This is a genomic window from Delftia sp. JD2, from assembly GCF_001682645.1.
In the GTDB taxonomy this organism is placed as follows: domain Bacteria; phylum Pseudomonadota; class Gammaproteobacteria; order Burkholderiales; family Burkholderiaceae_C; genus Comamonas; species Comamonas acidovorans.
Genome location: NZ_LFJT01000008.1, coordinates 29112 through 53269, shown reverse-complemented (window position 1 = coordinate 53269; position 24158 = coordinate 29112). Strand labels below are relative to the sequence as shown.

The window sequence follows — 24158 nt, the reverse complement described above, 5'->3', positions numbered from 1 at the left end:
CTGCCCGGCCTTACTTGCGGGTCTGCAGCTTGGCGAAGGCCGAGGCCATGGCCGACTGCTGCGCCGGCTCGGGCGCGCGGCGCTGGCCGCCCTGATGGCCCTGGCTGCCCCGGCCTGCGCTCTCGAAGCGGTTGTCACGGGGGCCGTCGCGGCGCGCGGGCGCCGCATCCAGCTTCATGGTCAGGCTGATGCGCTTGCGCGCCACATCGACCTCCAGCACCTTGACCTTGACGATCTGGCCGGTCTTGACGACCTCGCGCGCGTCCTCGATGAACTTGTGGCTCATCTGGCTGACGTGGACCAGGCCATCCTGGTGCACGCCCAGGTCCACGAAGGCGCCGAACTGGGCCACGTTGCTGACCGTGCCCTCCAGCGTCATGCCTTCCTTGAGGTCCTTGATGTCTTCCACGCCGTCATTGAAGCGGGCGACGACGAAGTCCGGGCGCGGATCGCGGCCGGGCTTTTCCAGCTCGCCCAGGATGTCCTTGATGGTGATGGCACCGAACTGCTCGTTCACGAACTGCTCGGCCTTCAGGCCCTTGAGCACCTCGGAGCGGCCCATGAGCTGGTCCACGCTCTTGCCCGTGGTGGCAATGATGCGTTCGACCACGGGATAGGTTTCCGGGTGCACGCCCGTCATGTCCAGCGGGTTGTCGCCGCCGCGGATGCGCAGAAAGCCTGCGGACTGCTCGAAGGTCTTGGCGCCCAGGCCGGCCACGTCCATCAGCTGCTTGCGGCTCTTGAAGGAGCCGTTGGCATCGCGCCAGCGCACCACCGACTTGGCCACGCTGCCCGACAGGCCCGAGACGCGCGACAGCAGCGGCGCCGAGGCCGTGTTCAGGTCCACGCCCACGGAGTTCACGCAGTCCTCGACCACGGCGTCGAGCTGGCGCGCCAGCTCGCTTTGGTTCACGTCGTGCTGGTACTGGCCCACGCCGATGCTCTTGGGGTCGATCTTGACCAGCTCGGCCAGCGGGTCCTGCAGGCGGCGCGCAATGCTGGCGGCGCCGCGCAGGCTCACGTCCACATCGGGCATTTCCTGCGAGGCGAACTCGCTGGCGGAATACACGGAAGCGCCGGCCTCGCTGACCACGACCTTCTCGATCTGGCGGTCGGCCTTGCTGGCGATCTTGATCAGGTCGGCCGCCAGCTTGTCGGTCTCGCGGCTGGCCGTGCCGTTGCCGATGGCAATCAGGTTGATCTGGTGCTTTTCGACCAGGCGGGCCAGCACGGCCAGGGAGCCGTCCCAGTCGCGGCGCGGCTCATGCGGGTAGATGGTGGTGGTGTCCACCAGCTTGCCCGTGCTGTCCACCACGGCCACCTTGACACCCGTGCGGATGCCCGGGTCCAGGCCGATGACGGCGCGCTGGCCCGCAGGCGCGGCCAGCAGCAGGTCGCGCAGGTTGTCGCCAAAGACCTTGATGGCCACCTTCTCGGCGTCTTCGCGCAGGCGCGAGAACAGGTCCCGCTCGGTGGACAGGCTCAGCTTGACGCGCCAGGTCCAGGCCACGCACTTGCGGATCAGGTCGTCGCTGGCGCGCTTGGCGTGGCTCCAGCCCAGGTGCAGGGCGATCTTGCCTTCGGCCAGGCTGGGCTGGCCGGGCTCGGGCTCCACGGGAAGAACCAGCTTGGCCTCGAGGATTTCCAGCGCGCGGCCGCGGAACACGGCCAGGGCGCGGTGCGAGGGCACGCGGCCAATCGGTTCGTCGTACTCGAAATAGTCGCGGAACTTGGCGACCTCGGGGTCGTTCTCGTTCTTGGACTCGATCTTCTTGGAGCGCAGCAGGCCGTCTTCCCACAGCCATTCGCGCAGCTTCTGCACCAGCGCCGGGTCTTCGGCCCAGCGCTCGGACAGGATGTCGCGCACGCCATCGAGCACGGCGAACGTGGTGGAGAAATCGGGGCCCGGCTTGCCGTCGTCCAGGGTGGTGGCGGGCTTGCAGAAGGCCTCGGCCTCCTTGTGCGGGTCCAGCGTGGGGTCGGCAAACAGCTTGTCGGCCAGCGGCTCGATGCCGAATTCCTTGGCAATCTGGCCCTTGGTGCGGCGCTTTTGCTTGAATGGCAGGTAGATGTCCTCCAGCTCCTGCTTGGTGGGCGCATTGGCAATGGCCAGGCGCAGCGCATCGGTCAGCTTGCCCTGCTCGTCGATGGCCTTGAGCACCGTGCCCCGGCGGTCTTCCAGCTCGCGCAGATAGCCCAGGCGTTCGTCGAGCTGGCGCAATTGCGCGTCGTCCAGGCCGCCGGTCACTTCCTTGCGGTAGCGGGCGACGAACGGAACCGTGGCTCCGCCATCAAGCAATTCGACCGCAGCACCCACTTGCTGCGGCTTGACATTCAGTTCTGCGGCGATTTGGCCAATGATTTTTTGCATTCGAGAGGCGCCCCGTGGCGTGGAATCCGGAAAGCGGCCAAGTGTGCCACACGCGATTCGGGCCGGGCCGCTCACGGCCCGCCCGCAAATGCAAGCATTTCTTGCAGTCCAATGAATTCAAGGGCTTGCAGCATGAAGCCGGAAGGGCACGGGAATGGCCGATAGGACAAGCCCGGCTTTCAGGGCCGCACATCCACGATCTGCATCATTCCCAGGTCCTCATGGTCCAGCGCATGGCAATGCCAGACGAACTTGCCGTGGAAATCCGCGAACCGCATGCGAAAGGTGATGCTGCCCTTGGTGACCCCCGCCGCCCCGCTGCTGCCCGTGCCCGGCGGCACGGGCAGGGTGTCGGCCCAGAACGGCGTCACCGGCGCGCCGTTGACCCTGACCACATAGCAGTCGTTGACGTGGATGTGAAAGGGATGCGGGTAGCCGTTGTAGTTGTAGACCGTCCACTCCTCCACCGCATTGAAGGGCACGGTCTGCACAGGCGTGAGGCTGGAATGGATGGGCGACATGCCCAGCGGCATGGCCTCAGTGCCCACCGCAAACACCGATCGGTTGCCGCCCACCTTCAGCACCCAGCTCTCGCCGGCCGGCATGGGCGCCAGGGCCGGGTCGCGCACGCCCTTGTCCTCGTCGTCGGCCAGCACGGCCAGGCGCAGGACGCGCTGCACGCCACCATGGCTGGCCAGTTCGGCATCGGTGATGGGAGTGTAGTCGCCGGGCCGGCGCAGCAGGGCCGGGTCGGGCACGCGGGCCTGCACGGGCTCGCCCTGGACCACCACCCGGGCCAGCACCTCCTCGAAGGGCTCGTTGCCGCTTGGCCGGTGAAAGGACGGGCACGCGGCCGCGCGCAGGAAATACTCGCCCGGCGCCATCGATGCCTGCACCACCATGGACAGGCGCCCGCCCGGGTAGATGTAGTTGCCGGGCCAGTCGCGCATGTCCAGCGGCTGCCCGGCCGTCTGCCGGCTCAGCGGCCGGTAGATGCCGCCGTAATGGTTGCCGTCGCGGCCATAGACATTCATCACATGCCCGTCCAGCACGGGATGCAGCGGGTAGAACGATGAAGGATTGACAATGTGCCAATGCTGCACCTCGCCGGGCCGCATCACGATGGTGGGCTGGTAGGCGCCGTTGAGCAAAAAGGCGCCGGCCGGATTCTGCATCGAGTCTTCCAGCGTATCGGTGCGGCCCTTGGCGTTGACGGTGAGCTTGTGGGCGAACAGCACGCGCTCGCGCATGTTCACGCTGGCACGGAACGGGTCCTGCGCATCGGCCACGATGATGGCGCCGAACATGCCGCTGGAGACCTGGGCATTGGTGGCGCCGTGCAGATGCGGGTGGTACCAGTAGATGCCGCAACTGTGGTCGTCGGGCAGATGGATCTCGTGGTAGCGCGTGGCGCCTGGCGCGATGCCGGCATCCGGCCCGTCCACCACGTAGTCGCCAAACACGCCGGGCCGTATCTCGCGCGGGTCCACGTGCAGGCCGTGGAAATGCATGTTGGTGCTGTTCTGGTGGTTGAGCAGCGCCCAGTCCGAGCCCTGGGGCGAGGCCGGCAGCTGGTTGTGCACCCACATCTTCAGCGTGTCGCCGGGGCGCAACCACAGCGTGGGCGCCGTGTATCGCCCATTGAAGCTGCGCAGCTCCAGACGCCGCCCGGGCTGCCGATCGGCCGGATAGCGGGCCCAGCGCGCAATGTCGCTGTCCGGCAGGTCCATGTCCATGGATGCATAGCCCACGTTCAGGTGCAGCTCCAGCACGCCGTTGACGGAGCGCAGCGCCTGCGGCTCGGGCAGATCGTCGCGCGGCCCGCCTCCACCGCCGCAGCCGGGCAGCACGGCGCCCGCCGTCAGCAGGGCGCCCCATTGCAGCAGCGCCCTGCGGTTCAGGCCCGGGGCAGGCATTGAATGCTCCTGGTGCAGATGCTTCACAGGGCCTCCTTTGCCGTGCCGGCGAATGCGTTGGTTTCGGTCAGGTCATTGAGGGCGTGCAAGGCCAGCGCATGGGGGCGGGACTGGGCCTGGGCCCCGTCCTCGCCCTGGCAGGCGCCATGGCGGTTGTCGCCCCAGGCCCAGCAGCGCCCGCCGTGCTCCAGCGCCAGCACATGCGTGCCGCCCACGCTGATCTGCTGCACCGCCGCCAGGCCGGGCACGGCGTGAAAGCCCGCGCGGGGTGCCGCATCGCCCTGGCCCAGCTGGCCCAGGCCATTCCAGCCCCAGGCCAGCACCTGCCCGCCCTGCGTGGTCGCCGCCGAAAAATGCAGGCCCGCCGCCAGACTGCTGAGGCGCTCAGGCACGGCAATGCGCACGGGGCCGGGGCTGTAGGCCGCCTGCAGCCCCTGGTCCAGCTGGCCCTGGTGGTTGGAGCCCCAGCCCCACAGCCGCCCCTTCTCATCCAGCGCCAGGCTGTGCGTGGCCCCCGCCGCCACCGCCACCACGGCCGCAGCGCCCTGCGGCAGCACCACGCGCTGCGCACGGCTGCGCTGCACCAGATCGCCCTGCCCCAGTTGGCCAGCCGCATTGGCGCCCCAGGACCAGACCTGCCCCCTGGCATCCAGCGCCAGCGCATGGCCCATGCCCACGGACACGCTGCGCACGGAGGGCAGGCCCTGCACGCGCTGCGCACCGGGCATGGCATCCGACCATCCCCAGAGTGCGCCTTCGCGGTCCTGCACATAGGCCTGCTGCTCACCCGCCCAGATGCGCCGCACCCCGGCATCCTGCCGGCCCAATGCCAAAGGCCTGGGCACGGCGCCCGCGGCATCGCGGACCTGGGGCGCAACGGCATAGGCCTGGCCATCCGCCCAGGCCAGCAGCGAATGGCCCGCGTCCATCAGCCCCTCCCAACGCGTGCCACGGGGGCTCAGGCGCTGGGGCACGGGCTGGGAAAAGCTGCGGTGGCCGATGCGCGTGGCATCGGGCGCACAGACCTCGGCAGCATCCACGCCTTCGGGCAGGGTGCGCAACACCTCCAGATTGCCCCAGGCGAATACGCCCTCCGATGTGATGAGCACGGACCGCTGCGGGCCCGCCACTACCTGTTCTATGGTCAGCATCACCCTCTCCTTTGCGTGTTTCGCGTGTTTCGCGTGTCTTGGGGCACCCCGACACGGCGGTACAGCTGCCCGTGAGGTGTCAGTGCGGATTGTTCAAAGGAAGCGGGTGGGTGGCAATCACTGAAAACTGTGATTCCTCAAGAGCGCCTTAGGCTCCGTCAATCGATACCGCCCCAGGCCTGCGACGCGGCATTGGCCTCCAGGCACATCGCCAGTGCGGCCGGGGCCTGCGTGGCCTGAGTGCCTACGCGGGCTGCGCTGGCGCAGCGGCATCATGGACAATCCATGCTCCAGCCCATGCAAGACGATCTGTTTGGCGCGCCGCCCTCGCCGCCGCCGTCCCCACCCTCTTCAGCCCCGGTCCCGCCTGGCGGCAGCAAGCCGGCATCCCGCAAGGCCGTCGGCGCCGTGCAGCTGGCGCCCCAGGCCCTGCAATGGCAGGCGCTGGCGGACCAGCTTCCGCAGGGCTTGCGCATGGGGGTCTCCACCTGGTCCTACCCGGGCTGGGAAGGTTTGATCTGGGATGGCGCCTATGACAAAAGCGTGCTCGCCAAGAAGGGACTGGAGGCCTATGGCCGGCATCCGCTGATGCGAACGGTCTGCGTGGACCGCAGCTTCTGGAGGCCGTTGACGGCCAGCCAGTACCTGGCCTTCGCGGGCCAGGTGCCGGCCGATTTCCGCTTCGTGGTCAAGTGCCCTTCGGTGGTCACCGATGCGCAGGTCCGCGACGAGGATGGCAAGGGCATGTCGCTGAACCCCGTGTTCCTTCAACCCGATCTGGCCGTGACCAGCTTCGTCGAGCCCACGCTCGAAGGGCTGGGCGAGCAGCTCGGCGTGCTGGTGTTCCAGCTCAGTCCCATGACCTGGGGCCTGCTGAGCCGTCCCACCGAACTGCTGGCGCGGCTGCAGGCCATGCTGGACGCGGTGCGAGCGGCGCTGGCCGCCCATCCGCTGGGCGCGCAGATCATCGTGGCGGTGGAAGTGCGCGACCCGGAGCTTTTGACGCCCGAGCTGGCGGACACGCTGCGCGCTGCGGGCGCCACCTTCTGCCTGGGGCTGCACGGCAAGATGCCGCCCATCGAAGAGCAATTGGTTTTTCTGCGGCGGCTGTGGCCCAGCCCCCTGGTCTGCCGCTGGAACCTGAACCGCGAGTTCGGGGCCTACGGCTACCCCGATGCGCAAACCAAGCACGATCCCTTTGACGAGATCCGCACGCCCGATGTGCACACGCGCTCCATCCTCGCCAAGACCATCGACGGCATCACCAGCCGCGGGCTGCCCGCCTTTGTGACGGTGAGCAACGATGCCGAAGGCTGCGCGCCGCGCTCCATCGCGCTGCTGGCCGAGGCCGTGGTGCAAGCGCAGGCGGCCCGGATTCAGCGCTTGCCGTAGGCGCGCTCCACGCGGGCCACGCGCAACTCATAGTGCTCGTACCAGGCGTCCTTGCCCAGTTGCTGGGCGACCAGGTGCTCGGCATCCTGCTTCCAGCGCGCAATGGATTCGGCCGTGGACCAGTACGACACGGTGATGCCGAAACCGTCCTCGCCGCGCGTGCTTTCCGCGCCCAGGAAGCCCTGCTGCTGCGCGGCCAGGTCCACCATGCGCTGGGCCATGAGGCCGTAGCCATCATCGTCGTCCGGCGTTCTGCGCGACGAGAAGATGACGGCGTAGTAAGGCGGCTCGGGGGTGTTGGCAAAGGGGCTCATCGTGGTCGGGGCGGCATGTTCTGCGGGACCGCGCAATACACCGCCCGCGCTCAGGAATTCGCCGGTGCCGAGGCGGACGACGCCTGCACCTGCTCGCCGCCCAGCACCTTCCACAGCGTGACGCGGTTGAGCTGCTCGGACAGGCGCAGGCCGATCAGGGTCTGCTGGGCCGTGTAGAGGCTGCGCTGCGCATCCAGCACGGTCAGGTAGTTGTCCACGCCGGCCTTGAAGCGGGCCTCGGACAGGTCGAAGGCCTTTTGCGTGGCGGCGACCATGCTGGTCTGGGCGGCCAGGCGCTCGTCCCACTGCGCGCGGTCGGCCAGCACGTCGGCGGTTTCGCGGAAGGCCGTCTGCACGGCCTTCTCGTACTGGGCGATGGCGATGCGCTGGATGGCCTCGGCCACCTGCACGCCCGCACGGTTGCGGCCACCGTCGAAGATGGGCAGGCGCACCAGGGGGATGAAGCTCCAGGTGCTGCTGCTGCCGCCAAAGAGGCCATCGAGCTCGCGGCTGCCCGAGCCCACGCTGGCCGTGAGGCTGATGGTGGGGAACATGGCAGCGCGTGCGGCGCCGATGTTGGCCTCCATGGCGCGCAGGTTGTTCTCGGCGGCCTGGATGTCGGGGCGCACCAGCAGCACGCTGGAGGGCAGCGGTGCAGGCACGGGCTGCAGCGCGGCCGCGGGCCGGGCATCGGCGCGCAGCGTGGCGGCGCCGGGCAGCAGGGCCTCGGGCAGCGGGCCGCCCACCAGCAATTGCAGGGCGTTGCGGTCACGCTCCACCTGGGAGGTGAAGCTGGCCACGTCGCCGCGCGCCGTGTCCACCGTGGTCTGGTTCTGTGCCAGCACCAGGCCCGATGTGGAGCCAATCTCGTGCATGCGCCGTGTCAGCTCGTAGGCCTTCTCGCGGCTGGCCAGGGTGTCGCGCGCCAGCTGCAGGCGGGCCTGGTCGGCCGCCAGCGTGAGCCAGCCATTGGCCACATCGGCCACCAGGCCGATCTGCACATTGCGCCGGTTCTGCTCGCTTTGCAGGAACTGCTGCAGCGCCGCCTCGCTGAGGTTGCGCACGCGGCCCCACAGGTCGATCTCATAGCTGGCAAAGCCCAGCTGGGCCGTGTACTGGGTGCTGACCGAGGCCGCCTGGGTGGCGCTGGTCATGCCGGCGGCCGTGCGCGCACGGCTGGCCTGTGCCTGGGCGGTGACGCTGGGCAGCAGGTCGGCGCGCGTGATGCCGTACTGGGCACGCGCGCGTTCGATGCTTTCCACGGCCACGCGCAGGTCGCGGTTGTTGGCCAGGGCCAGCGCAATGACCTCGCGCAGCTGCTGGGACTGCACCCAGCCCAGCGCGGCGGCGGCCTGCAGGCTGGCCTCGTCGGCCTGGGCCGGCGTTGCGGCCGTGCTGCCCACGGTATCGGGCACGGGCATGTCGGGCGTGCGGTGCTGCGGCGCGAGGTTGCAGCCGGTCAGCAGCGCCGCCAGCGCCGCCGCTGCGGCCAGTGCGGAGACATTCGTTGGGCGCCTCATGCTGCGCTCTCCTTTGCGGTATGCGGTGAATCAGGTGATCCGGCAGTGGGCTGGGGCGCGTCGTCCTCAGTGCGCGAATGGCTCTTGAACCAGCTGCGGATCAGCAGGAAGAACACGGGCACCAGGAAGATGCCCAGCACCGTGGAGGCCAGCATGCCGCCGAGCACGGCCGTGCCGATGGCATTGCGCCCGCCCGCGCCGGCCCCCGTGCCGATGGCCAGCGGAATGACGCCGAAGCCGAAGGCCAGCGAGGTCATCAAGATGGGGCGCAGGCGCAGGCGCACGGCCGAGACCACCGCGTCGAAGATGCTCTTGCCCTGCTCCTGCAGCTGCACCGCGAATTCCACGATCAGGATGGCGTTCTTGGACGCCAGGCCCACCGTGGTCAGCAGGCCCACCTGGAAGTACACGTCGTTCGTCAGCCCGCGCGTGTAGGTGGCGGCCAGCGCGCCCACCACGCCCAGCGGCACGGCCAGCATCACCGACAGCGGCACGGTCCAGCTTTCGTACAGCGCCGCCAGGCACAGGAACACGAAGAGGATGGAGATGGCGTACAGCAGCGGCGCCTGGGCGCCGGACTGACGCTCCTGTAGCGAGGCGCCGGTCCACTCGTAGCCTATGCCGGCCGGCAGGGTGCGCAGGATGTCCTCCACGATCTGCATGGCCGTGCCCGAGCTGACGCCGGAGGCGGCGCGGCCTTCCATTTCGTAGGCCGGGTTGCCGTTGTAGCGCATGAGCTGGGGCGAGCCGTAGGCCCAGTAGCTGCTGGAGAACGAACTGAACGGCACCATCTCGCCCTTGGCGTTGCGTACCGTCCATTTGGCGATGTCCTGGGGCAGCATGCGGTGCGGCGCATCGCCCTGGATGTAGACGCGCTTGACGCGCTCGTTGTTCAGGAAGTCGTTGACATAGGTGCCGCCCATGGCGCTGGACAGCACGCTGTTGATGTCGGTGTACGACAGGCCCAGTGCGGCGGCCTTGCGGTCGTCGATGTCCAGGCGCAGCTCGCTGGCGTCTTCCAGGTTGGTCATGCGCAGATTGGTGAGCTCGGGTCGCTTGCGGGCCTCGGTCAGGAATTTCTCCTTGGCCTCCAGCAGCGCCTGGTGACCCAGGCCGTTCATGTCCTTGATCATGAAGTTGAAGCCCGAGCTGGAGCCCAGGCCGCGCACGGCCGGCGGCAGCACGACCAGCACGCGCGCATCGCGGATGGCGGACAGGTCTTTGGTCGCGCGGTGCGCGATCTCGGAGGCCGACTGGCCGGGCAGCGGACGCTCCTCCCAGGTCTTCAGCCGCACGAAGGCGCGTGCCGAGGCCTGGTCGCCGTTCAGGCCCGAGACCTGGTAGAAGCTCACCACGTCGGGCTGCTTGGCAAAGTAGTCGCGCACCTCGTCGAGCACACCCTGCAGCCGCGTATCGGCCGCGCCCGAAGGCAGGTTGATGTTGACGAAGACGAAGCCCTGGTCCTCGTCCGGCAGGAAGGAAGTGGGCAGGCGCGCCATCAGCAGCCAGACCACGCCGCAGACGGCCAGGAAGATCAGCATCATGCGCTTGGCGCGGCGCAGCGAGTAGGCCACCGTGCCCTGGTAGCGCGCAGCCGTGGCGTCGAAATGGTGGTTGAACCAGCGAAAGAACCGGTCATTCACCCCCAGGATGCCGCTGCGGATGGGCCGGTCATGCCCTGCCCCGCCCCCTGCGGGCGGCTTGAGCAGCGTGGCGCACAGCGCCGGCGTCAGCGTCAGCGCCACGAACACCGACAGCGCCATGGCCGCGACGATGGTGATGGAGAACTGCCGGTAGATCACGCCCGTGGAGCCGCCGAAGAAGGCCATGGGCACGAACACGGCCGACAGCGTCACGCCGATGCCCACCAGGGCCGGCGTGATCTCGCGCATGGACTGGCGCGTGGCCTGCTTGGGCGACATGCCCGTCTCGTGCATCACGCGCTCGACGTTCTCCACCACGACGATGGCATCGTCCACCAGCAGGCCGATGGCCAGCACCATGGCGAACATGGTCAGCGTATTGATCGAGTACCCGGCCAGCGACAGCACGCCGAAGGTGCCCAGCAGCACCACGGGCACGGCGATGGCGGGGATCATCGTGGCGCGGAAGTTCTGCAGGAAGATGAACATCACGATGACCACGAGGATCATGGCCTCGCCCAGCGCGCTGACCACTTCCTTGATGGAGGCGCGCACGAAGGGCGTGGAGTCCGAGCTGACGAAGTAGTCGATCTCGTTGGGGAAGAACGGCTTGAGCTCGGCCAGCTTGGCGGCGATGGTGTCGGCCACCTGCATGGCATTGGCGCCATCGGCCAGCACGATGCCCATGCCCGCGCCGGGCAGTCCGTTGAGCTTGGCCTTGATGGTCAGGTTGTCGGCTCCCAGCTCCACGCGGGCCACGTCCTTCATGAGCACCACCGAGCCGTCCAGCGAGGACTTGAGCACGATATCTTCGAACTGCTCCACCGTCTTGAGCTTGGTGCGCGCCGTGATGGTGGCGTTGAGCTGCTGGTCGGAGACGGCGGGCAGCGCGCCCAGCTGGCCGGCCGAGACCTGGGCGTTCTGCGAGTTCAGCGCATTGACCAGGTCCGACGGCATCAACGCGTACTTCTCCATCTTGGCCGGGTCCATCCAGATGCGCATCGCATAGTTGGTGCCGAAGACGTTGACATCGCCCACGCCGTCGAGGCGGCCGATCACATCGACCAGGTTGCTGGTCAGGTAGTCGCCGATGTCGACCGCGGTCATGGCCGGGTCCTTGGAGAAGAAGCTGTAGGTGACCAGGAAGTCCTGGCCGCCCTTGTTCACGAACACACCCCGGCTCTTGACCGCGTCGGGCAGGCGGTTCACGGCGGACTGCAGCTTGTTTTGCACCTGCACCTGGGCCACGTCGATGTTGGTGCCCGGCGCAAAGGTCAGCGTGGTGCGCGCACGGCCCGAGGCGTCGGACGTGGAGCTCATGTAGAGCATGTTGTCGATGCCCTTGAGCTGCTGCTCGATGATCTGGGTCACCGAGTTCTCGACCGTCTCGGCCGAGGCGCCCGTGTACTGCGCGCCGATGGTCACGCGCGGCGGCGCGATGTCGGGGTATTGCTCCAGCGGCAGCGTGAAGATGGACAGCGCGCCGCCCAGCATGATGACGATGGCGATGACCCACGCGAAGATGGGCCGGTTGATGAAGAACTGAGCCATGTGACGGGTTCCTGCGGCTTAGCCGGCGGCCGGAGCAGGAGCCGCTGCCGGTGCTGGTGCAGGAGCTGGAGCAGGCGCCTTGTCCGCAGCGCCAGGTGCTGCCGGCCCTTCGGCCGGCTTGCCCTTGCGGGCCTGGGCCTTGGCGCGCAGGTCCACCTCCACGGCGCGCACCTTGTCGCCGGGCTTGATGCGCTGGAAGCCATCGACCACCACGCGTTCGCCGGCCGACAGTCCGTCCTGCAGCAGCCACATATTGCCCACGGCACGGTCGATGTTCACGGGCCGGCGCTCGATCACGTCGTCGGCCTTGGCCACCAGCACGCTGGCCTTGCCGGTCAGGTCGCGCGTCACCGACTGCTGGGGCACCAGCAGCGCCTCGGGCGCCAGGCCCGTGGGCAGCAGCGCCTGCACATACATGCCGGGCATGAGAACGCCCTGCGGGTTGGGCACCACGGCGCGCAGCGTCACGCTGCCCGTGGTGGCATTGACGATCACGCCGGCAAACTGCAGCTTGCCCTGGTGGCTGTAGTCCGTGCCATCGTCCAGGCGGATGCGCACGGCCACCTTGTCGCCCTCCACCTTCTGGAAGCGCCCGGCATCCCAATCGCGCTTGAGCTGCAGCAGCTCGCTGGTGGACTGGGTGAAGTCCACATACATGGGGTCCAGCTGCACGATGGAGGTCAGCGCCTCGGTCTGGTTGGCCGTCACCAGCGCGCCCGGCGTCACGGTGGACAGGCTGATGCGCCCGCTGATGGGCGCCTCGATGCGGCTGTACTTGAGGTTGATGCGCGCGGTCTCCAGATTGGCCTTGGCCACGGCCACGTCAGAGCGCGACTGGGCGGCAGCGGCCTGGCTTTCCTCGAAGGCCTGCTGGCTGATGGCATCGATCTTGACCAGCTCGGCGTTGCGCCGCGCCGTGGCCTCCAGCGTGCGGGCGCTGGCCTCCGACTTGGCCACGGCCGCCTGGGCGCTGGCCTCGGTGGCGCGCAGCGAGGCCGCGTCGATCTGGTAGAGCTGCTGGCCCTGGCGCACCAGGGCGCCCTCGGTGAACAAGCGCTTTTGCACGATGCCCGATACCTGGGGCCGCACCTCGGCGGTCAGCGAGGCGCGCGTGCGGCCCGGCAGCGTGGCGTCCAGCTGCTGGCTTTGCTTTTGCAGCGTGACCACGCCCACCTCGGTCGCGGCCTTGGCCGTGGCGGCAGGTGCGGCATCCTTCTTGGAGCAGGCCGCAAGGCTTGCGGCCAGCGCCAGTGCGCACAGCACGGCGGTGCCGATGCGCCGGCCGCCGGCCGGCGAGGCGGAAGCTTGTACGTGCCCTGCGCCGGGCTGGGAATCGGAAGGCGCCGCAAGGCGCGGGCTCGGCGAAAAGGGCACGTCAGAAATCATGGGAGCAGCGAAGTCGTTGGGGGCATCGCACGATTGTGCAGTGCCCATATTTCTTGTTTGTAAAGCGGATGGCATGCCACCGAAATCTCCTGGCAAGTCCATCCAGGATGATGCATGTGTCGGAGCGCGCCGACACATGCAAGTTCAATGCCATTTACGGGCCTGTTCAGTGCTTAGGCACGGGTGCCGTGCGCACGCGCAGCAGGCTGAACACGCCCGCCATGGCCGCAAAGCAGCCCGCCACGGCCAGGGCCACGATTTCGGCATGGCCGCCATGCCCGCCCGCGAAGGTGAAGATGGTGGCCAGCACCACGGCGCCCAGGGTCTGCCCCGTGAGCCGCGCCGAACTCAGCATGCCGCCGGCCGCGCCGCTGCGCGCCAGAGGCGCCGTGGTCACGATGGTGTGGTTGTTGGGCGACTGGTACAGCGCAAAGCCGCTGCCCGCCAGCAGCATGCGCCAGACCATGTCCACGGCCGAAGGCGCGTCGGGCATGGCCGCCAGCGCCCACAGCCCGCAGGCGAACATGGCCATGCCGATGCCGCCCAGCAGCCCGTCCGCATAGCGGCCGATGAGCCGGCCCGCGATGGGCGCCGTCAGCACCGTGGCCAGCGGCCAGGCCGTGATCAGCAGCCCGGCCTCGATGGGCGACATGCCGTGCGACTCCAGCAGCAGGAACGGCAGCGCCAGGTAGGCCAGCATCTGCGCGCAAAAGGCACTGACCGATCCGCACATGGACAGCGCAAACACCGGAATGCGCAGCAGGTCCACCGGCAGCAGCGGCGCGGGCAGGCGCCACTGGCGGCGCACATACCAGGCGCCCACCAGCAGGCCCGCGCCCAGAAGCCACCAGCCCGAAGGCAGGGAAGAATCGGCACCGCCGGCGCGCACGCCCAGCTGCTCGCCGCCCAGGAAGATCAGGCTGAACATGAGGATGTTGAGCAGCACATCCAGCGGCGACAGCCGCGCCCCTGCATGGCCGGCCACGGCATTGGCCGGCAGCGCGCGGCGCCCCAGCCACAGCGTGAACAGGCCCAGCGGCAGATTGGCCGCAAACAGCCAGGGCCAGCTGGCCACCGACAGAATCGCCGCCGCCACCGAGGGCCCGGCCATGGATGCCGTCGCCACCACCAGCGAATTCACGGCCATGCCCCGGCCCAGCAGGGCACGCGGATAGATCAGCCGCACCAGGGCGGCGTTGACGCTCATCACACCCGCAGCGCCCAGGCCCTGCAGCGCCCGCGCCGCCACCAGCGTGGGCAGCGACGTGGCCAGCATGGCCGCCAGCGAGGCCAGGGAAAACACCAGCATGCCCACCAGGTACACACGGCGGTAGCCCAGGCGTTCGCCCAGGGCCGCCAGCGGCAGCAGCAGCACCAGGCTGGCAAGCTGGTAGGAATTGACCACCCACAGCGTATGGGCCGAGCTGGCCTGCAGCTCGCGCGCCATGGCCGGCAGTGCCAGATTGACCAGGGTGCTGTCCAGCACCGACAGCGTCAGCCCCAGGATGATGACCAGCATCGCCTGGCCGCGAGGGCCTGACGGAAGTCCATCGTGGACAGGCGCAGCCTCTGCCGCGGGTACCAGGCTCATGAATGGTCCTTTGCGCCCACGCGATGGGCACGCGCACCGCCCAGCGTGATCCAGGCCAGGGCCACACCGATCAGCGCGCCCGTGGCCATGCCCACCACCATGGGCAGGGGCTTGCCCGTGGAGAACAGGCCCACGATCTGCATGGCCGCGGCGCCCGACAGCATCTGCAGCGTGCCCAGCAGCGCCGAGGCCGTGCCGGCAATGGCGCCGTGCTCCTCCAGCGCCAGCACCGAGGTCGTCGGAATCACCAGCCCCATCAGCGCGCTGGCCACGAAGTACAGGCCGATCAGTACGGCCAGCCGCTCACCGCCCAGCAGGTAGTACGACAGCAGCGACAGCATCACCAGGCCCGAGCCGGTGGCCGCCACCTTGACCACGCGCACCAGCCCGAAGCGCTGGCCCAGCCAGCCCGTGAACTGCGCCGCGCCGATGAAGGCGATGGCGTTGAGCCCGAAGGCCAGGCTGTACTGGGTGGAGCTCAGTCCGTAGTAATTGATCAGCACAAAGGGGGAGCCAGCCAGGTAGACGAAAAAGCCCGCCATGGCGCAGCCGCCGATGAAGACCAGGCCCAGGTAATGCCAGTCGCGCAGCAGCACGCCGTAGGCGCGCAGTGCGCCGGCCACGCTGCTGTCCAGCCGCGCGGCGGCCCCGCGCGTTTCCTTCAGGCCCATGAACACGGCCACCAGGCCGATCACGGCCGCCACGGCCACGGCCCAGAACACGCCGCGCCAGCTGCTCACGGCAATCACGCCGCTGCCGGCCAGCGGCGCCAGGATGGGAGAGACGCTGAACACCAGCATCAGCAGCGACATCATGCGGGCCGCCGCGTGGCCGGTGTGCAGGTCGCGCACCACGGCGCGCGGCACGGCCATGCCGGCGGCCGCGCCCAGGCCCTGGATGAAGCGCAGCACCACCAGCGTCTCGATGCTGGTGGCCATGGCGCAGCCCACGCTGGCCAGCGCGAAAACGGTCAGGCCGAAGTACAGCGGCGGCTTGCGCCCCACCATGTCCGAGACCGGCCCGTACAGCAGCTGGCCCACGCCCAGCGAGAGGAAGAAGGCCGTCAGGCTGGCCTGCACCGCGCCCACCTGGGCGCCCAGGCTGCTGCCGATCTGGGGCAGCGCGGGCAGGTACATGTCGATGGCAAACGGACCGATGGCCGAGAGCAGGCCCAGGATCAGCACCAGGCGCAGTGTGTGGGAATCAGGGGAAGCGGGAGAAGAGGAAGGCATAGACGCAGACATAGACGCGCCATTGTGGCGGCAAGCGCGCGGGGCTGCAGGAGGCTGCTCACATTTCCTGGGCATGCAGCCCCGCGCACCTGGCGGTGGCGGCTTGCCGTGGCACAAATTCAGAAGCCCGCAATCCTGTTACGCTCTGAAACGAGATTGCCACCCGAGAGGCCAACCCACCTTTTCATCGCTGCAACTGCCATCGCCATCGCCATCGCCACTGCAACACACCATGCGCCCATCCCTGCCTTCCCTTCCACCGGCCCTGAATGCATTGCCAGGGCCCCTGCTCGCCGCCCTGCTGCTGGGTGTCTGCACGCTGGGTTCTGCCCAGGCAGCGCAGCGAGAGACACAGCAGGAGGCACAGCGCGGCCCCAGGCCCGGCGCCGCTCCTGTGCTGGAAGTATCCGAAGACGGCCGCGACGTGATCGACCGGCGCGCCCGCCTGCTGTGGCCGCGCTGCGTGGAAGGCATGCAGTGGAATGGCAAGACCTGCACGGGCCTGCCGGAGCTGTTCACACACAAGCAGGCGCAGGCCCTGGCCGCCGAGCGGGCCAAGCAGGACGGCGTGCGCTGGCGCCTGCCGCGCGTCAACGAGATGCGCCGGCTGATCTCGCGCGATATACGGCCGCAAGGCCTGTCGCCCGAGCTGTTTCCGGGCGCGCCGCGCGGCTGGCACTGGACGGGCACGGCAGCCGTGAACGCGCGGCCCGTCAATCCCTACAACTACAGCAACATCTCGGGCAGCGCCGGTACGCAGCTGTCGGCCCAGCAGGCCTGGGCGATTGACCTCGACAGCCTGGAGACGCGACCCGACATGGGGCGCGGCAACCAGCTCATGGTGCGGCTGGTGCGGCCCCTGCCCTCCGCGCCGCCCGATGAAAAGGCCGAGGCACCCGCTAGGCCAGCCCCCCACAGGCCGGACCCGGACGAGGAGGACTGACGCTCAGGCCGCGCGCAGCGAGGCCTTCAAGCTGGCGCCCAGTTCGGGCTTGTGCGCGAACGGGTCGGTGGGATTGCGCCCCTGCACCACATCTTCCATGCGGGTCTGGACCGAGCCCAGCGCCTGCGGATGGCTGTAGATGTAGAACTGGTTGGCCGCAATGGCGTCGAAGACCTTCTGCGCCACATCGGTGGCCGTGACCTTGCCCGAGCCCACGGCCTTCTCGCTCATGGCCTGGCCGATCTTCTGGCTGGCCGTCAGCGGCTGGGCGGCCAGATGGCTGGGCCGGTTGCGCTCGCTGTGGCTGATGCCCGTGGGCACGAAGAAGGGGCACAGCACGCTGGCGCTGATCTGGTCGGAGACCAGGGCCAGGTCCTGGTAGAGCGTCTCGGTCAGGCTCACCACGGCATGCTTGCTGACGTTGTAGATGCCCATGTTGGGAGGCGCCAGCAGCCCGGCCATGCTGGCCGTGTTGACGATGTGGCCCTCGAAGGACGGGTCGGCCTTGGCCGCCTCCAGCATCATGGGCGTGAACAGCCGCACGCCGTGGATCACGCCCCAGAGGTTGACGCCCAGCACCCACTGCCAATCTTCCAGCGTGCTCTCCCAGACCAGCCCGCCCGCGCCCACGCCTGCGTTGTTGAACACGAAGTGCGGCGCGCCGAACTGCTGGCGCACCTCATCGGCCAGGGCCTGCATCTGGGCTGCGTCGGACACATCCACGCGGCGCGCCAGCACGCGCACGCCCTGCCCTTCGAACTCGGCGGCAGCCCTGTCCAGCGCTTCCTGCTGCACATCGACCAGCACCAGGTTCATGCCCAGCTTCGCGCCGATGCGCGCGCACTCCAGGCCGAAGCCCGAGCCCGCGCCCGTCAACACCGCCGTCTTGCCCTTGAAGTTCTTGATCATTCCCTTGTCTCCTGGTTTTTGTGGTGGTTCAGATCAATTTGACGAGTTGCTTTCCGAAGTTCTTGCCCTTGAGCAAGCCCAGGAAGGCCGAGGGTGCGGAGGCAATGCCTTCGGCAATGCTCTCGCGCGGGCGCAGCTTGCCGGTGCCCACCAGGCGGCCCAGTTCCTGCAGTGCCTCGGGCCAGACTTCCATGTGCTCGCTGACGATGAAGCCTTCGATGCGGATGCGGTTGATCAGGATGAGCGCGGGATTGGTCATGGGCAGCGGCGTGCCGTCGTAGCCGGCGATCATTCCGCACAGCGCGATGCGCGCAAAGGCATTGGTGCGCAGCAGCACGGCGTCGAGGATGTAGCCGCCCACGTTCTCGAAGTAGCCGTCGATGCCCTGCGGGCAGGCGTCCTTGAGCGCCTTGGCCATGGTCTTGGTGTCGGGGTGCTCGCGGTAGTCGATGCAGGCGTCGAAGCCCAGCTCCTCGGTGGCGTAGCGGCACTTCTCGGGGCCGCCCGCAATGCCCACCACGCGGCAGCCGCGCGCCTTGGCCAGCGCCGCGAAGGCGCTGCCCACGGCGCCCGTGGCGGCGCTGACCACCACGGTCTCGCCGGCCTTGGGGGCGATGATCTTGACCAGGCCGTACCAGGCCGTCACGCCGGGCATGCCCACGGCGCCCAGGTAGTGCGACAGCGGCACATGGGTGGTGTCCACCTTGCGCAGCATGCCGGGCGCATCGCCATCGACCACGCTGTACTCCTGCCAGCCGCCCATGCCCACGACCTTGTCGCCCACCGCAAACTTGGGATGGCGGCTTTCCACCACCTCGCCCACGGTGCCGCCGATCATGACCTCGCCCAGCGGCTGCGGCTGGGCGTAGCTCTTGCTGTCATTCATGCGGCCGCGCATGTAGGGGTCCAGGCTCAGGTAGTGGTGGCGCACCAGCACCTGGCCTTCGGCCAGCGCGGGGGTCTCGGTCTTGGCAAGGCGGAAATTGCTTTCCACGGCTTCGCCCTCGGGGCGGTTGTCGAGCAGGATCTGCTGGTTCACGGGCATGGGAAAACCTCCGGTGGCATCACAAACAATGGAACCAGTTCCCGGTGCTGCCGGGGCTGGCGTGTGGCATTGGGTATCTGGCAGATTCGCCGTGCGGATCAGTCCGTGGCGAGGGTTGTCTCGGCGGCGGCCGGCTTGGCCACGCGCGGCATGTACTTGAACGTTCCGGTCGCATGGCTGCACAGCCGGCCCGAGGCATCGAACACGCGCGCCTCGGTATAGGCCATGGAACGCGTGCGGTGCAGCACCACGCCCTTGGCCACCAGGGGGCCGCGCGCCGGCTGCATGAAGCTGGTCTTCATCTCGATGGTCACGCAGCCCATGTCGCGCTGCAGGCTGCGCGCGGCAACGGCCATGGTCACGTCCAGCAGGGTCATGGTGGCGCCGCCGTGGGTCACGTCAAAGGTGTTCAGGTGCTCGGGACGCGCCTCGAAGCGCAGTTCGGACTCCCCGTCCTCCATGCGGTGCAGGGTGAAACCCAGGTGGTCGACAAAGGGGATGGGGTGGCCAAAATCCAGCACGAAATTCTCCAGTTCAGATCGCAATGCAGGCGAGCATAAGGGCGCCCGAAGGCACCATGGCGCGCGGCGGCACGATCTGCGGGAAAAACTGTCACCTCGGCAGCAGCGCCGCTGCGGCTCAACCGCCCACCAGGGCGCTGACGCCGCCGTCCACGGCCACCCACTGGCCCGTGATGTGCTTGCCCGCGTCGCTGGCGTACAGCAGGGTCAGGCCCTTGAGGTCTTCGTCGTCGCCCAGGCGGCGCAGCGGGGCGTGGGATTTCATTTCATCCTCGCCCAGGGTCTCGATCAGCACGCTGGCCATCTTGGTCTTGAAGAAGCCCGGGCAGATGGCGTTGACGTTGATGCCGTGCACGCCCCACTCGCCGGCCAGCGCGCGCGTGAAGTTGATGACCGCGCCCTTGGAGGTGTTGTAGGCAATGGTCTTCATGCCCAGCGGGTTGCCGCCCAGCCCTGCGATGGAGGCCAGGTTGATGATGCGCCCGGTCTTGCGCGGGATCATGCTGCGCCGCGCGATCTGCTGGCTCAGCAGGAAGTAGCCGCGCACGTTGAGATTCATCACCTTGTCCCAGGCAGCCACCGGGTGCTCCTCGGCCGGCGCGCCCCAGCTGGCGCCTGCGTTGTTGATGAGGATGTCCACCTGGCCCAGGCGCTCCAGGGTCTCGGCGGCCAGGCGCTCGATGTCGGCCTCGTTGGCGCAGTCGGCGGCGATCCAGCGGGCGTCGATGCCTGCGGCCTGCAGCTCGGCAGCGGCTTCCTCCAGGTCGGCGGCCTTGCGCGAACTCAGCATGATCCTGGCGCCCGCCTCGCCCAGCGCATGGGCCATCTGCAGGCCCAGGCCGCGCGAGCCGCCGGTCACCAGAGCGGTCTTGCCGGTGAGGTCGAAAAGTTGCTGCACATTGCGAGTCATTCGTCTGTCTCCTGCGCCGGGTCTTGTGTTCCGGTCATGGTTGGAATGGAGGGCGGCCATCCCCAAGCGGAACAGCCTGCAGCGGCGATTGTGCAAGCCGCCCCGCCGTGCCGCATGTCACATGCGTGTCCGGCCCGTCAATCCCCGAACAGCGAGCGCGTGCCGCCCCAGGCCGCACCCTCGATCTCCAGCATGCGCAGCTTGGTCAGCGCGCCGCCGCCGCCCGAAAAACCGCCCGGCTGGGCGCCGGCAGCCAGCACGCGGTGGCAGGGAATCACGGGCGCAAAAGGGTTGAGGCCCAGCGCCTGCCCCACGGCGCGCGAAAGGCCCACCTCGCCCAACTCGCGCGCAATCTCGCCATAGGTGCGCGTATGGCCGGGCGCAATGGCGCGCGTCAGGTCATAGACGCGGCGGTGAAAGTCCGACACGCCGTGCCAGTCCAGCCCCAGCCCGGCCAGATCCGGCAGTGCCTCGCCTGCGGGCAGCATGCGCCGTGATCGCAGATCGGGCAGCACCGGGCCGTCACGCAACTGCTGTGCGCTGGGCGCGGAAGGCTCCAAGGTCCATTCGCCATGGCCCGCCATGAGCACCTGCACGCCGGCAATGGCCTGTGCCACGCTGGCCGGCAGGTCCTCGGCCCGCGCCGCTGCGGCGTAGCTGCCCGGTCTGCGCAATTGCACGCCGCGCAGCATGCGCGTGCGCGTGGCGGCCGGGCCGTCCACCTCGGGCAACTGAAAGGCCACCAGGCCGCAGGCGCCCCAGGCCACGCCGCAGGGTCCCACGCGCGTGGCAAACAGCGCATGGCCCGTGGCTTCGGGGTCCCAGGCCGGGCTGCCCGTGGTCGATTCATTCGTCATGGCGATGGTTTTCTCCTTGCAGGCGATTGTGGCCGCATGACTGCATCCGCTGCCCGGCAGCGACCCCACCGGGATAACACTGTAAAAAAACACCGGAAAAATACTGGATGCGCAGCCAGTTAATACTGTATATTTCGCCAGTCATCATCCTCATCTCGTGAACCATGGACATGCAAGAAGCCGCCTTCACCGTCACCTTGTGTGACTACCCCAACCTGCCCGAGCAGGAACGCAACAAGGCCGAGGCACGCTATGCCCGCGTGCTCGAACGCCAGCTCGGCAGCGCCGAGCAGGTCAGTGAAACCCTGTACCTGGTAGAGGGCCTGGAAGACACGCCCCCTGAAGAAATCAGCGACGACGCCAAGCTCGCCTTCGCCCGCTGGATGAAGGCTGCGCGCGCCGCCACCGAGGCCGGCATGCAGGGCCTGGGCGACGGCGAATGCAGTTTCTTCGAGGTGCGGCGCGGCTGGCGGCATTGAGCCTGCCCACAGCACCGCTGAATGGGGCCTGAAACCAGGTTTGCCCGGGTTTGCCTGGGCAAGGCCCCAAACTGCATACACTGGCAGACCTTTTCGTCGACCCCTGCCTGGAACCATACGGTCCCATACGGTTCCACCCGGCACACCCGGCGCCCCTGCCAGATCCAGCCTCTCCCATGCAAGCCCTGCTCGACGCCATCGCCCGGATGGCCCTGCCCTCCGACGCCCAACGCATCTTCCACGGCCGTGGTGGCCTGTACCCGGGCTGCGAGCATCTGGTGCTCGACGCCTTCCCGCCCGTGCTGGTGCTCACCAGCTTCCAGCCGCTGGACGATGACGCCCTGGCCTCCATCGGCACGGCGCTGTCACTGCGCTGGCGCGAACTGGCACCGGACCAGCCCCTGAACTGGGTCTACCAGCTGCGCCAGCCCGCCGCGCCCGCCGAAACGCGGCTCATGGCCGGCGAGGTGCCGGACCCCCACATCGTCACCGAGGCCGGCACGCGCTACCGCGTGCAGGTGCTGCGCGGCCAGAACCACGGCCTGTTCCTGGACATGGCCGAAGGCCGGCGCTGGGTGCACGCGCATGTCGCCAACCATCCCGAGCACCGCCACGGCATCAAGGTGCTCAACCTGTTCGCCTATACCTGCGCCTTTTCGGTGGTGGCCCTGCAGGCCGGGGCGCGCCATGTGATGAACATGGACATGGCCCAGGGCGCGCTGGCCACGGGCCAGCAGAACCACCGGCTCAACGATCTGTCGGGCGCCAGCTTCCTGGCCCACGACATCTTCAGCAGCTGGGGCAAGATCACGCGCGGCGGGCCCTACCACCTGATCGTGGTGGACCCGCCCAGCTACCAGAAGGGCAGCTTCGTCGCCACCAAGGACTATGCCCGCCTGATGCGCCGCCTGCCCGACCTGCTGCGCCCCGGCGGCCATGTGCTGCTGTGCCTGAACGCGCCGGAGATGGGCACGCAGTTCCTGACATCGCAGATGCAGGAAGTGGCGCCCGAGCTGGAGTTCGTCGAGCGCCTGGCCAACCCGGCCACCTTCGCCGACATCGACGCCGAGCGCAGTCTCAAGGTGCTGGTTTACAAGGCACCAGACACGGCCGACACGGCTTCCTGACCCGCCCGGCCCTTGAGCGCACGGCGCCCCGCATAGACGGCGGCCGGGCCCAGTTCGCGCTCGATGCGCAGCAGCCGGTTGTACTTGGCCGTGCGGTCGGCGCGCGACAGCGAGCCGGTCTTGATCATGGCGCACTGGGCCGCCACGGCCAGGTCGGCAATGCTGGTGTCCTCGGTCTCGCCCGAGCGGTGCGACATCACCACGCCGTAGCCCGCGCCATGCGCCAGGCGCAGCACGTCCCAGGTTTCGGTCAGCGTGCCGATCTGGTTGATCTTGACCAGGATGGCGTTGCCCACGCCCCGGGCAATGCCGCCCTCGAACAGGCCGGGGTTCGTGCAGAACACATCGTCGCCCACCAGCTGGCAGCGTCCGCCCAGGCGCCGGCCCAGGGCCTGCCAGCCCTCGATATCGTCCTCGGCCATGCCGTCCTCGATGGAGACGATGGGGTAGTGCTCCACCAGTTGCGCCAGGTAGTCCACCTGCTGCTGGCGGCTGCGCACCAGGCCCTCGCCCGCGTAGCGGTAGCCGTCCTCGCCATGGAATTCACTGGCGGCAGGGTCCAGGGCCAGGGCGATGTCCCTGCCGGGGCGCAGGCCGGCGCGCTCGATGGCGGCCATCAGGTGGTCCAGCGCCTCGGGCGCGCTGCGCAGGGCGGGCGCAAATCCGCCCTCGTCGCCCACGTTGACGCTGTGGCCTGCGGACTTGAGGGCATGGCGCAGCGTGTGGAAGACCTCGGCGCCCATGCGCAGCGCCTCTCCGAAGCTGTCCGCCCCCACCGGCAGCAGCATGAACTCCTGGAAGTCCAGCGGATTGTCGGCATGGGCGCCGCCGTTGATGACATTGATCATGGGCACGGGCAGCACGCGCGCCTGGGCGCCGCCCATGTGCCGCCACAGCGGCATGCGCTGGCTGGCCGCCGCCGCGCGGGCCACGGCCAGCGACACGCCCAGCAGCGCGTTGGCGCCCAGCCGGCTTTTGCCGGGCGTGCCGTCCAGCGCCATCATGGCCGTGTCGATGCGGCCCTGGGCGTCGGCCCGCATGCCGCGCAGCAGATCGCGCAGCTCGGTGTTGACGGCCTGCACCGCCCCCAGCACGCCCTTGCCCAGGTGGCGCGAGGCATCGCCGTCGCGCCGCTCCAGCGCCTCGTGCCGCCCCGTGGAGGCGCCCGAGGGCACCAGGGCCAGGCCGCGCGCGCCGTCCTCCAGCTCGACCTCGACCTCCACGGTGGGATGACCCCGGCTGTCCAGCGCCTCATGGGCCGCGATATCGGTGATCTGCATGGAAACTCCTTTTCGTCAAG

Annotated in this window: 19 protein-coding genes; 4 read left to right on the top strand and 15 right to left on the bottom strand. The window is 68.7% G+C overall.

What is annotated here, in order from left to right:
• Window positions 1-10: 10 nt before the first annotated feature.
• From ACM14_RS06540 to ACM14_RS06530, 3 genes are all read right to left on the bottom strand, one after another.
• Window positions 11-2371, bottom strand: coding sequence for a Tex family protein (locus ACM14_RS06540; RefSeq protein WP_065345676.1), 2361 nt, complete (start codon window positions 2369-2371; stop codon window positions 11-13).
• Window positions 2372-2550: 179 nt separating this feature from the next.
• Window positions 2551-4287: a multicopper oxidase family protein gene (locus ACM14_RS06535; protein ID WP_063326329.1), complete on the bottom strand. Its 1737-nt coding sequence runs from the start codon at window positions 4285-4287 to the stop codon at window positions 2551-2553.
• A 23-nt stretch (window positions 4288-4310) separates the two neighbouring features.
• Window positions 4311-5438: a chromosome condensation regulator gene (locus tag ACM14_RS06530; protein ID WP_065345675.1), complete on the bottom strand. Its 1128-nt coding sequence runs from the start codon at window positions 5436-5438 to the stop codon at window positions 4311-4313.
• Between the two features lie 297 nt (window positions 5439-5735).
• Here ACM14_RS06530 and ACM14_RS06525 point away from each other — a divergent pair, with 297 nt between their 5' ends.
• Entirely contained in the window at window positions 5736-6830 is a 1095-nt protein-coding gene (locus ACM14_RS06525; RefSeq protein WP_065345728.1) for a DUF72 domain-containing protein, read from the top strand.
• Here ACM14_RS06525 and ACM14_RS06520 read toward each other — a convergent pair.
• The 6 genes from ACM14_RS06520 to ACM14_RS06495 form a co-directional block, all read right to left on the bottom strand.
• A complete protein-coding gene (locus tag ACM14_RS06520) occupies window positions 6815-7144 on the bottom strand; it encodes an antibiotic biosynthesis monooxygenase (protein ID WP_016446802.1) in 330 nt (109 codons plus the stop codon). The genes ACM14_RS06525 and ACM14_RS06520 overlap by 16 nt on opposite strands.
• 50 nt (window positions 7145-7194) lie before the next feature.
• The gene (locus ACM14_RS06515; RefSeq protein WP_065345674.1) at window positions 7195-8664 is read right to left on the bottom strand and encodes an efflux transporter outer membrane subunit; all 1470 of its coding nucleotides are present in this window, start codon (window positions 8662-8664) and stop codon (window positions 7195-7197) included.
• Window positions 8661-11858, bottom strand: coding sequence for an efflux RND transporter permease subunit (locus ACM14_RS06510; protein ID WP_043820874.1), 3198 nt, complete (start codon window positions 11856-11858; stop codon window positions 8661-8663). Before ACM14_RS06510 ends, ACM14_RS06515 begins: the two co-directional genes overlap by 4 nt.
• A gap of 18 nt (window positions 11859-11876) precedes the next feature.
• Complete coding sequence (locus tag ACM14_RS06505) at window positions 11877-13244, bottom strand: efflux RND transporter periplasmic adaptor subunit (RefSeq protein WP_065345727.1); 1368 nt, start codon at window positions 13242-13244, stop codon at window positions 11877-11879.
• Window positions 13245-13410: 166 nt separating this feature from the next.
• Complete coding sequence (locus ACM14_RS06500) at window positions 13411-14835, bottom strand: MFS transporter (RefSeq protein WP_065345673.1); 1425 nt, start codon at window positions 14833-14835, stop codon at window positions 13411-13413.
• Window positions 14832-16067, bottom strand: a complete 1236-nt coding sequence (locus tag ACM14_RS06495; RefSeq protein ID WP_013802722.1) for a multidrug effflux MFS transporter — start codon at window positions 16065-16067, stop codon at window positions 14832-14834. Before ACM14_RS06495 ends, ACM14_RS06500 begins: the two co-directional genes overlap by 4 nt.
• Window positions 16068-16299: 232 nt before the next feature.
• Between ACM14_RS06495 and ACM14_RS06490 the strand changes: the two genes are divergently transcribed.
• The gene (locus ACM14_RS06490; protein ID WP_043820868.1) at window positions 16300-17010 is read left to right on the top strand and encodes a DUF1566 domain-containing protein; all 711 of its coding nucleotides are present in this window, start codon (window positions 16300-16302) and stop codon (window positions 17008-17010) included.
• Window positions 17011-17013: 3 nt separating this feature from the next.
• On the opposite strand, the gene ACM14_RS06485 is transcribed toward ACM14_RS06490, so the two are convergent.
• From ACM14_RS06485 to ACM14_RS06465, 5 genes are all read right to left on the bottom strand, one after another.
• Entirely contained in the window at window positions 17014-17919 is a 906-nt protein-coding gene (locus tag ACM14_RS06485; RefSeq protein ID WP_065345672.1) for an SDR family oxidoreductase, read from the bottom strand.
• Window positions 17920-17947: 28 nt separating this feature from the next.
• Window positions 17948-18964, bottom strand: coding sequence for an NADP-dependent oxidoreductase (locus tag ACM14_RS06480; RefSeq protein WP_013802725.1), 1017 nt, complete (start codon window positions 18962-18964; stop codon window positions 17948-17950).
• Window positions 18965-19062: 98 nt separating this feature from the next.
• On the bottom strand, window positions 19063-19485 hold the full coding sequence (locus ACM14_RS06475) for a PaaI family thioesterase (protein ID WP_016446794.1): 423 nt from the start codon (window positions 19483-19485) through the stop codon (window positions 19063-19065).
• 118 nt (window positions 19486-19603) lie between these two features.
• On the bottom strand, window positions 19604-20395 hold the full coding sequence (locus tag ACM14_RS06470) for an SDR family oxidoreductase (protein ID WP_012205198.1): 792 nt from the start codon (window positions 20393-20395) through the stop codon (window positions 19604-19606).
• A gap of 137 nt (window positions 20396-20532) precedes the next feature.
• Window positions 20533-21252, bottom strand: a complete 720-nt coding sequence (locus tag ACM14_RS06465; protein ID WP_065345671.1) for a methylated-DNA--[protein]-cysteine S-methyltransferase — start codon at window positions 21250-21252, stop codon at window positions 20533-20535.
• A gap of 164 nt (window positions 21253-21416) precedes the next feature.
• Here ACM14_RS06465 and ACM14_RS06460 point away from each other — a divergent pair, with 164 nt between their 5' ends.
• Window positions 21417-21731, top strand: coding sequence for a hypothetical protein (locus tag ACM14_RS06460; RefSeq protein WP_013802728.1), 315 nt, complete (start codon window positions 21417-21419; stop codon window positions 21729-21731).
• A 176-nt stretch (window positions 21732-21907) separates the two neighbouring features.
• Window positions 21908-22858, top strand: a complete 951-nt coding sequence (locus ACM14_RS06455; RefSeq protein WP_065345670.1) for a class I SAM-dependent methyltransferase — start codon at window positions 21908-21910, stop codon at window positions 22856-22858.
• Here ACM14_RS06455 and eno read toward each other — a convergent pair.
• Entirely contained in the window at window positions 22822-24138 is a 1317-nt protein-coding gene (gene eno, locus ACM14_RS06450) for a phosphopyruvate hydratase (RefSeq protein ID WP_065345669.1), read from the bottom strand. The two genes, ACM14_RS06455 and eno, sit on opposite strands and share 37 nt — an antisense overlap.
• Window positions 24139-24158: the final 20 nt, after the last annotated feature.

Bases quoted from the DNA above. Each gene is read 5' to 3' on its own strand.
- ACM14_RS06490 (WP_043820868.1), top strand. From the start codon at position 16,300: ATGCGCCCATCCCTGCCTTCCCTTCCACCGGCCCTGAATGCATTGCCA.
- ACM14_RS06525 (WP_065345728.1), top strand. From the start codon at position 5,736: ATGCAAGACGATCTGTTTGGCGCGCCGCCCTCGCCGCCGCCGTCCCCA.
- eno (WP_065345669.1), bottom strand. From the start codon at position 24,138: ATGCAGATCACCGATATCGCGGCCCATGAGGCGCTGGACAGCCGGGGT.
- ACM14_RS06530 (WP_065345675.1), bottom strand. From the start codon at position 5,438: ATGCTGACCATAGAACAGGTAGTGGCGGGCCCGCAGCGGTCCGTGCTC.
- ACM14_RS06520 (WP_016446802.1), bottom strand. From the start codon at position 7,144: ATGAGCCCCTTTGCCAACACCCCCGAGCCGCCTTACTACGCCGTCATC.
- ACM14_RS06500 (WP_065345673.1), bottom strand. From the start codon at position 14,835: ATGAGCCTGGTACCCGCGGCAGAGGCTGCGCCTGTCCACGATGGACTT.
- ACM14_RS06510 (WP_043820874.1), bottom strand. From the start codon at position 11,858: ATGGCTCAGTTCTTCATCAACCGGCCCATCTTCGCGTGGGTCATCGCC.
- ACM14_RS06540 (WP_065345676.1), bottom strand. From the start codon at position 2,371: ATGCAAAAAATCATTGGCCAAATCGCCGCAGAACTGAATGTCAAGCCG.
- ACM14_RS06480 (WP_013802725.1), bottom strand. From the start codon at position 18,964: ATGCCCGTGAACCAGCAGATCCTGCTCGACAACCGCCCCGAGGGCGAA.
- ACM14_RS06495 (WP_013802722.1), bottom strand. From the start codon at position 16,067: ATGCCTTCCTCTTCTCCCGCTTCCCCTGATTCCCACACACTGCGCCTG.
- ACM14_RS06465 (WP_065345671.1), bottom strand. From the start codon at position 21,252: ATGACGAATGAATCGACCACGGGCAGCCCGGCCTGGGACCCCGAAGCC.
- ACM14_RS06535 (WP_063326329.1), bottom strand. From the start codon at position 4,287: ATGCCTGCCCCGGGCCTGAACCGCAGGGCGCTGCTGCAATGGGGCGCC.
- ACM14_RS06470 (WP_012205198.1), bottom strand. From the start codon at position 20,395: ATGACTCGCAATGTGCAGCAACTTTTCGACCTCACCGGCAAGACCGCT.
- ACM14_RS06455 (WP_065345670.1), top strand. From the start codon at position 21,908: ATGCAAGCCCTGCTCGACGCCATCGCCCGGATGGCCCTGCCCTCCGAC.
- ACM14_RS06505 (WP_065345727.1), bottom strand. From the start codon at position 13,244: ATGATTTCTGACGTGCCCTTTTCGCCGAGCCCGCGCCTTGCGGCGCCT.
- ACM14_RS06460 (WP_013802728.1), top strand. From the start codon at position 21,417: ATGGACATGCAAGAAGCCGCCTTCACCGTCACCTTGTGTGACTACCCC.
- ACM14_RS06515 (WP_065345674.1), bottom strand. From the start codon at position 8,664: ATGAGGCGCCCAACGAATGTCTCCGCACTGGCCGCAGCGGCGGCGCTG.
- ACM14_RS06485 (WP_065345672.1), bottom strand. From the start codon at position 17,919: ATGATCAAGAACTTCAAGGGCAAGACGGCGGTGTTGACGGGCGCGGGC.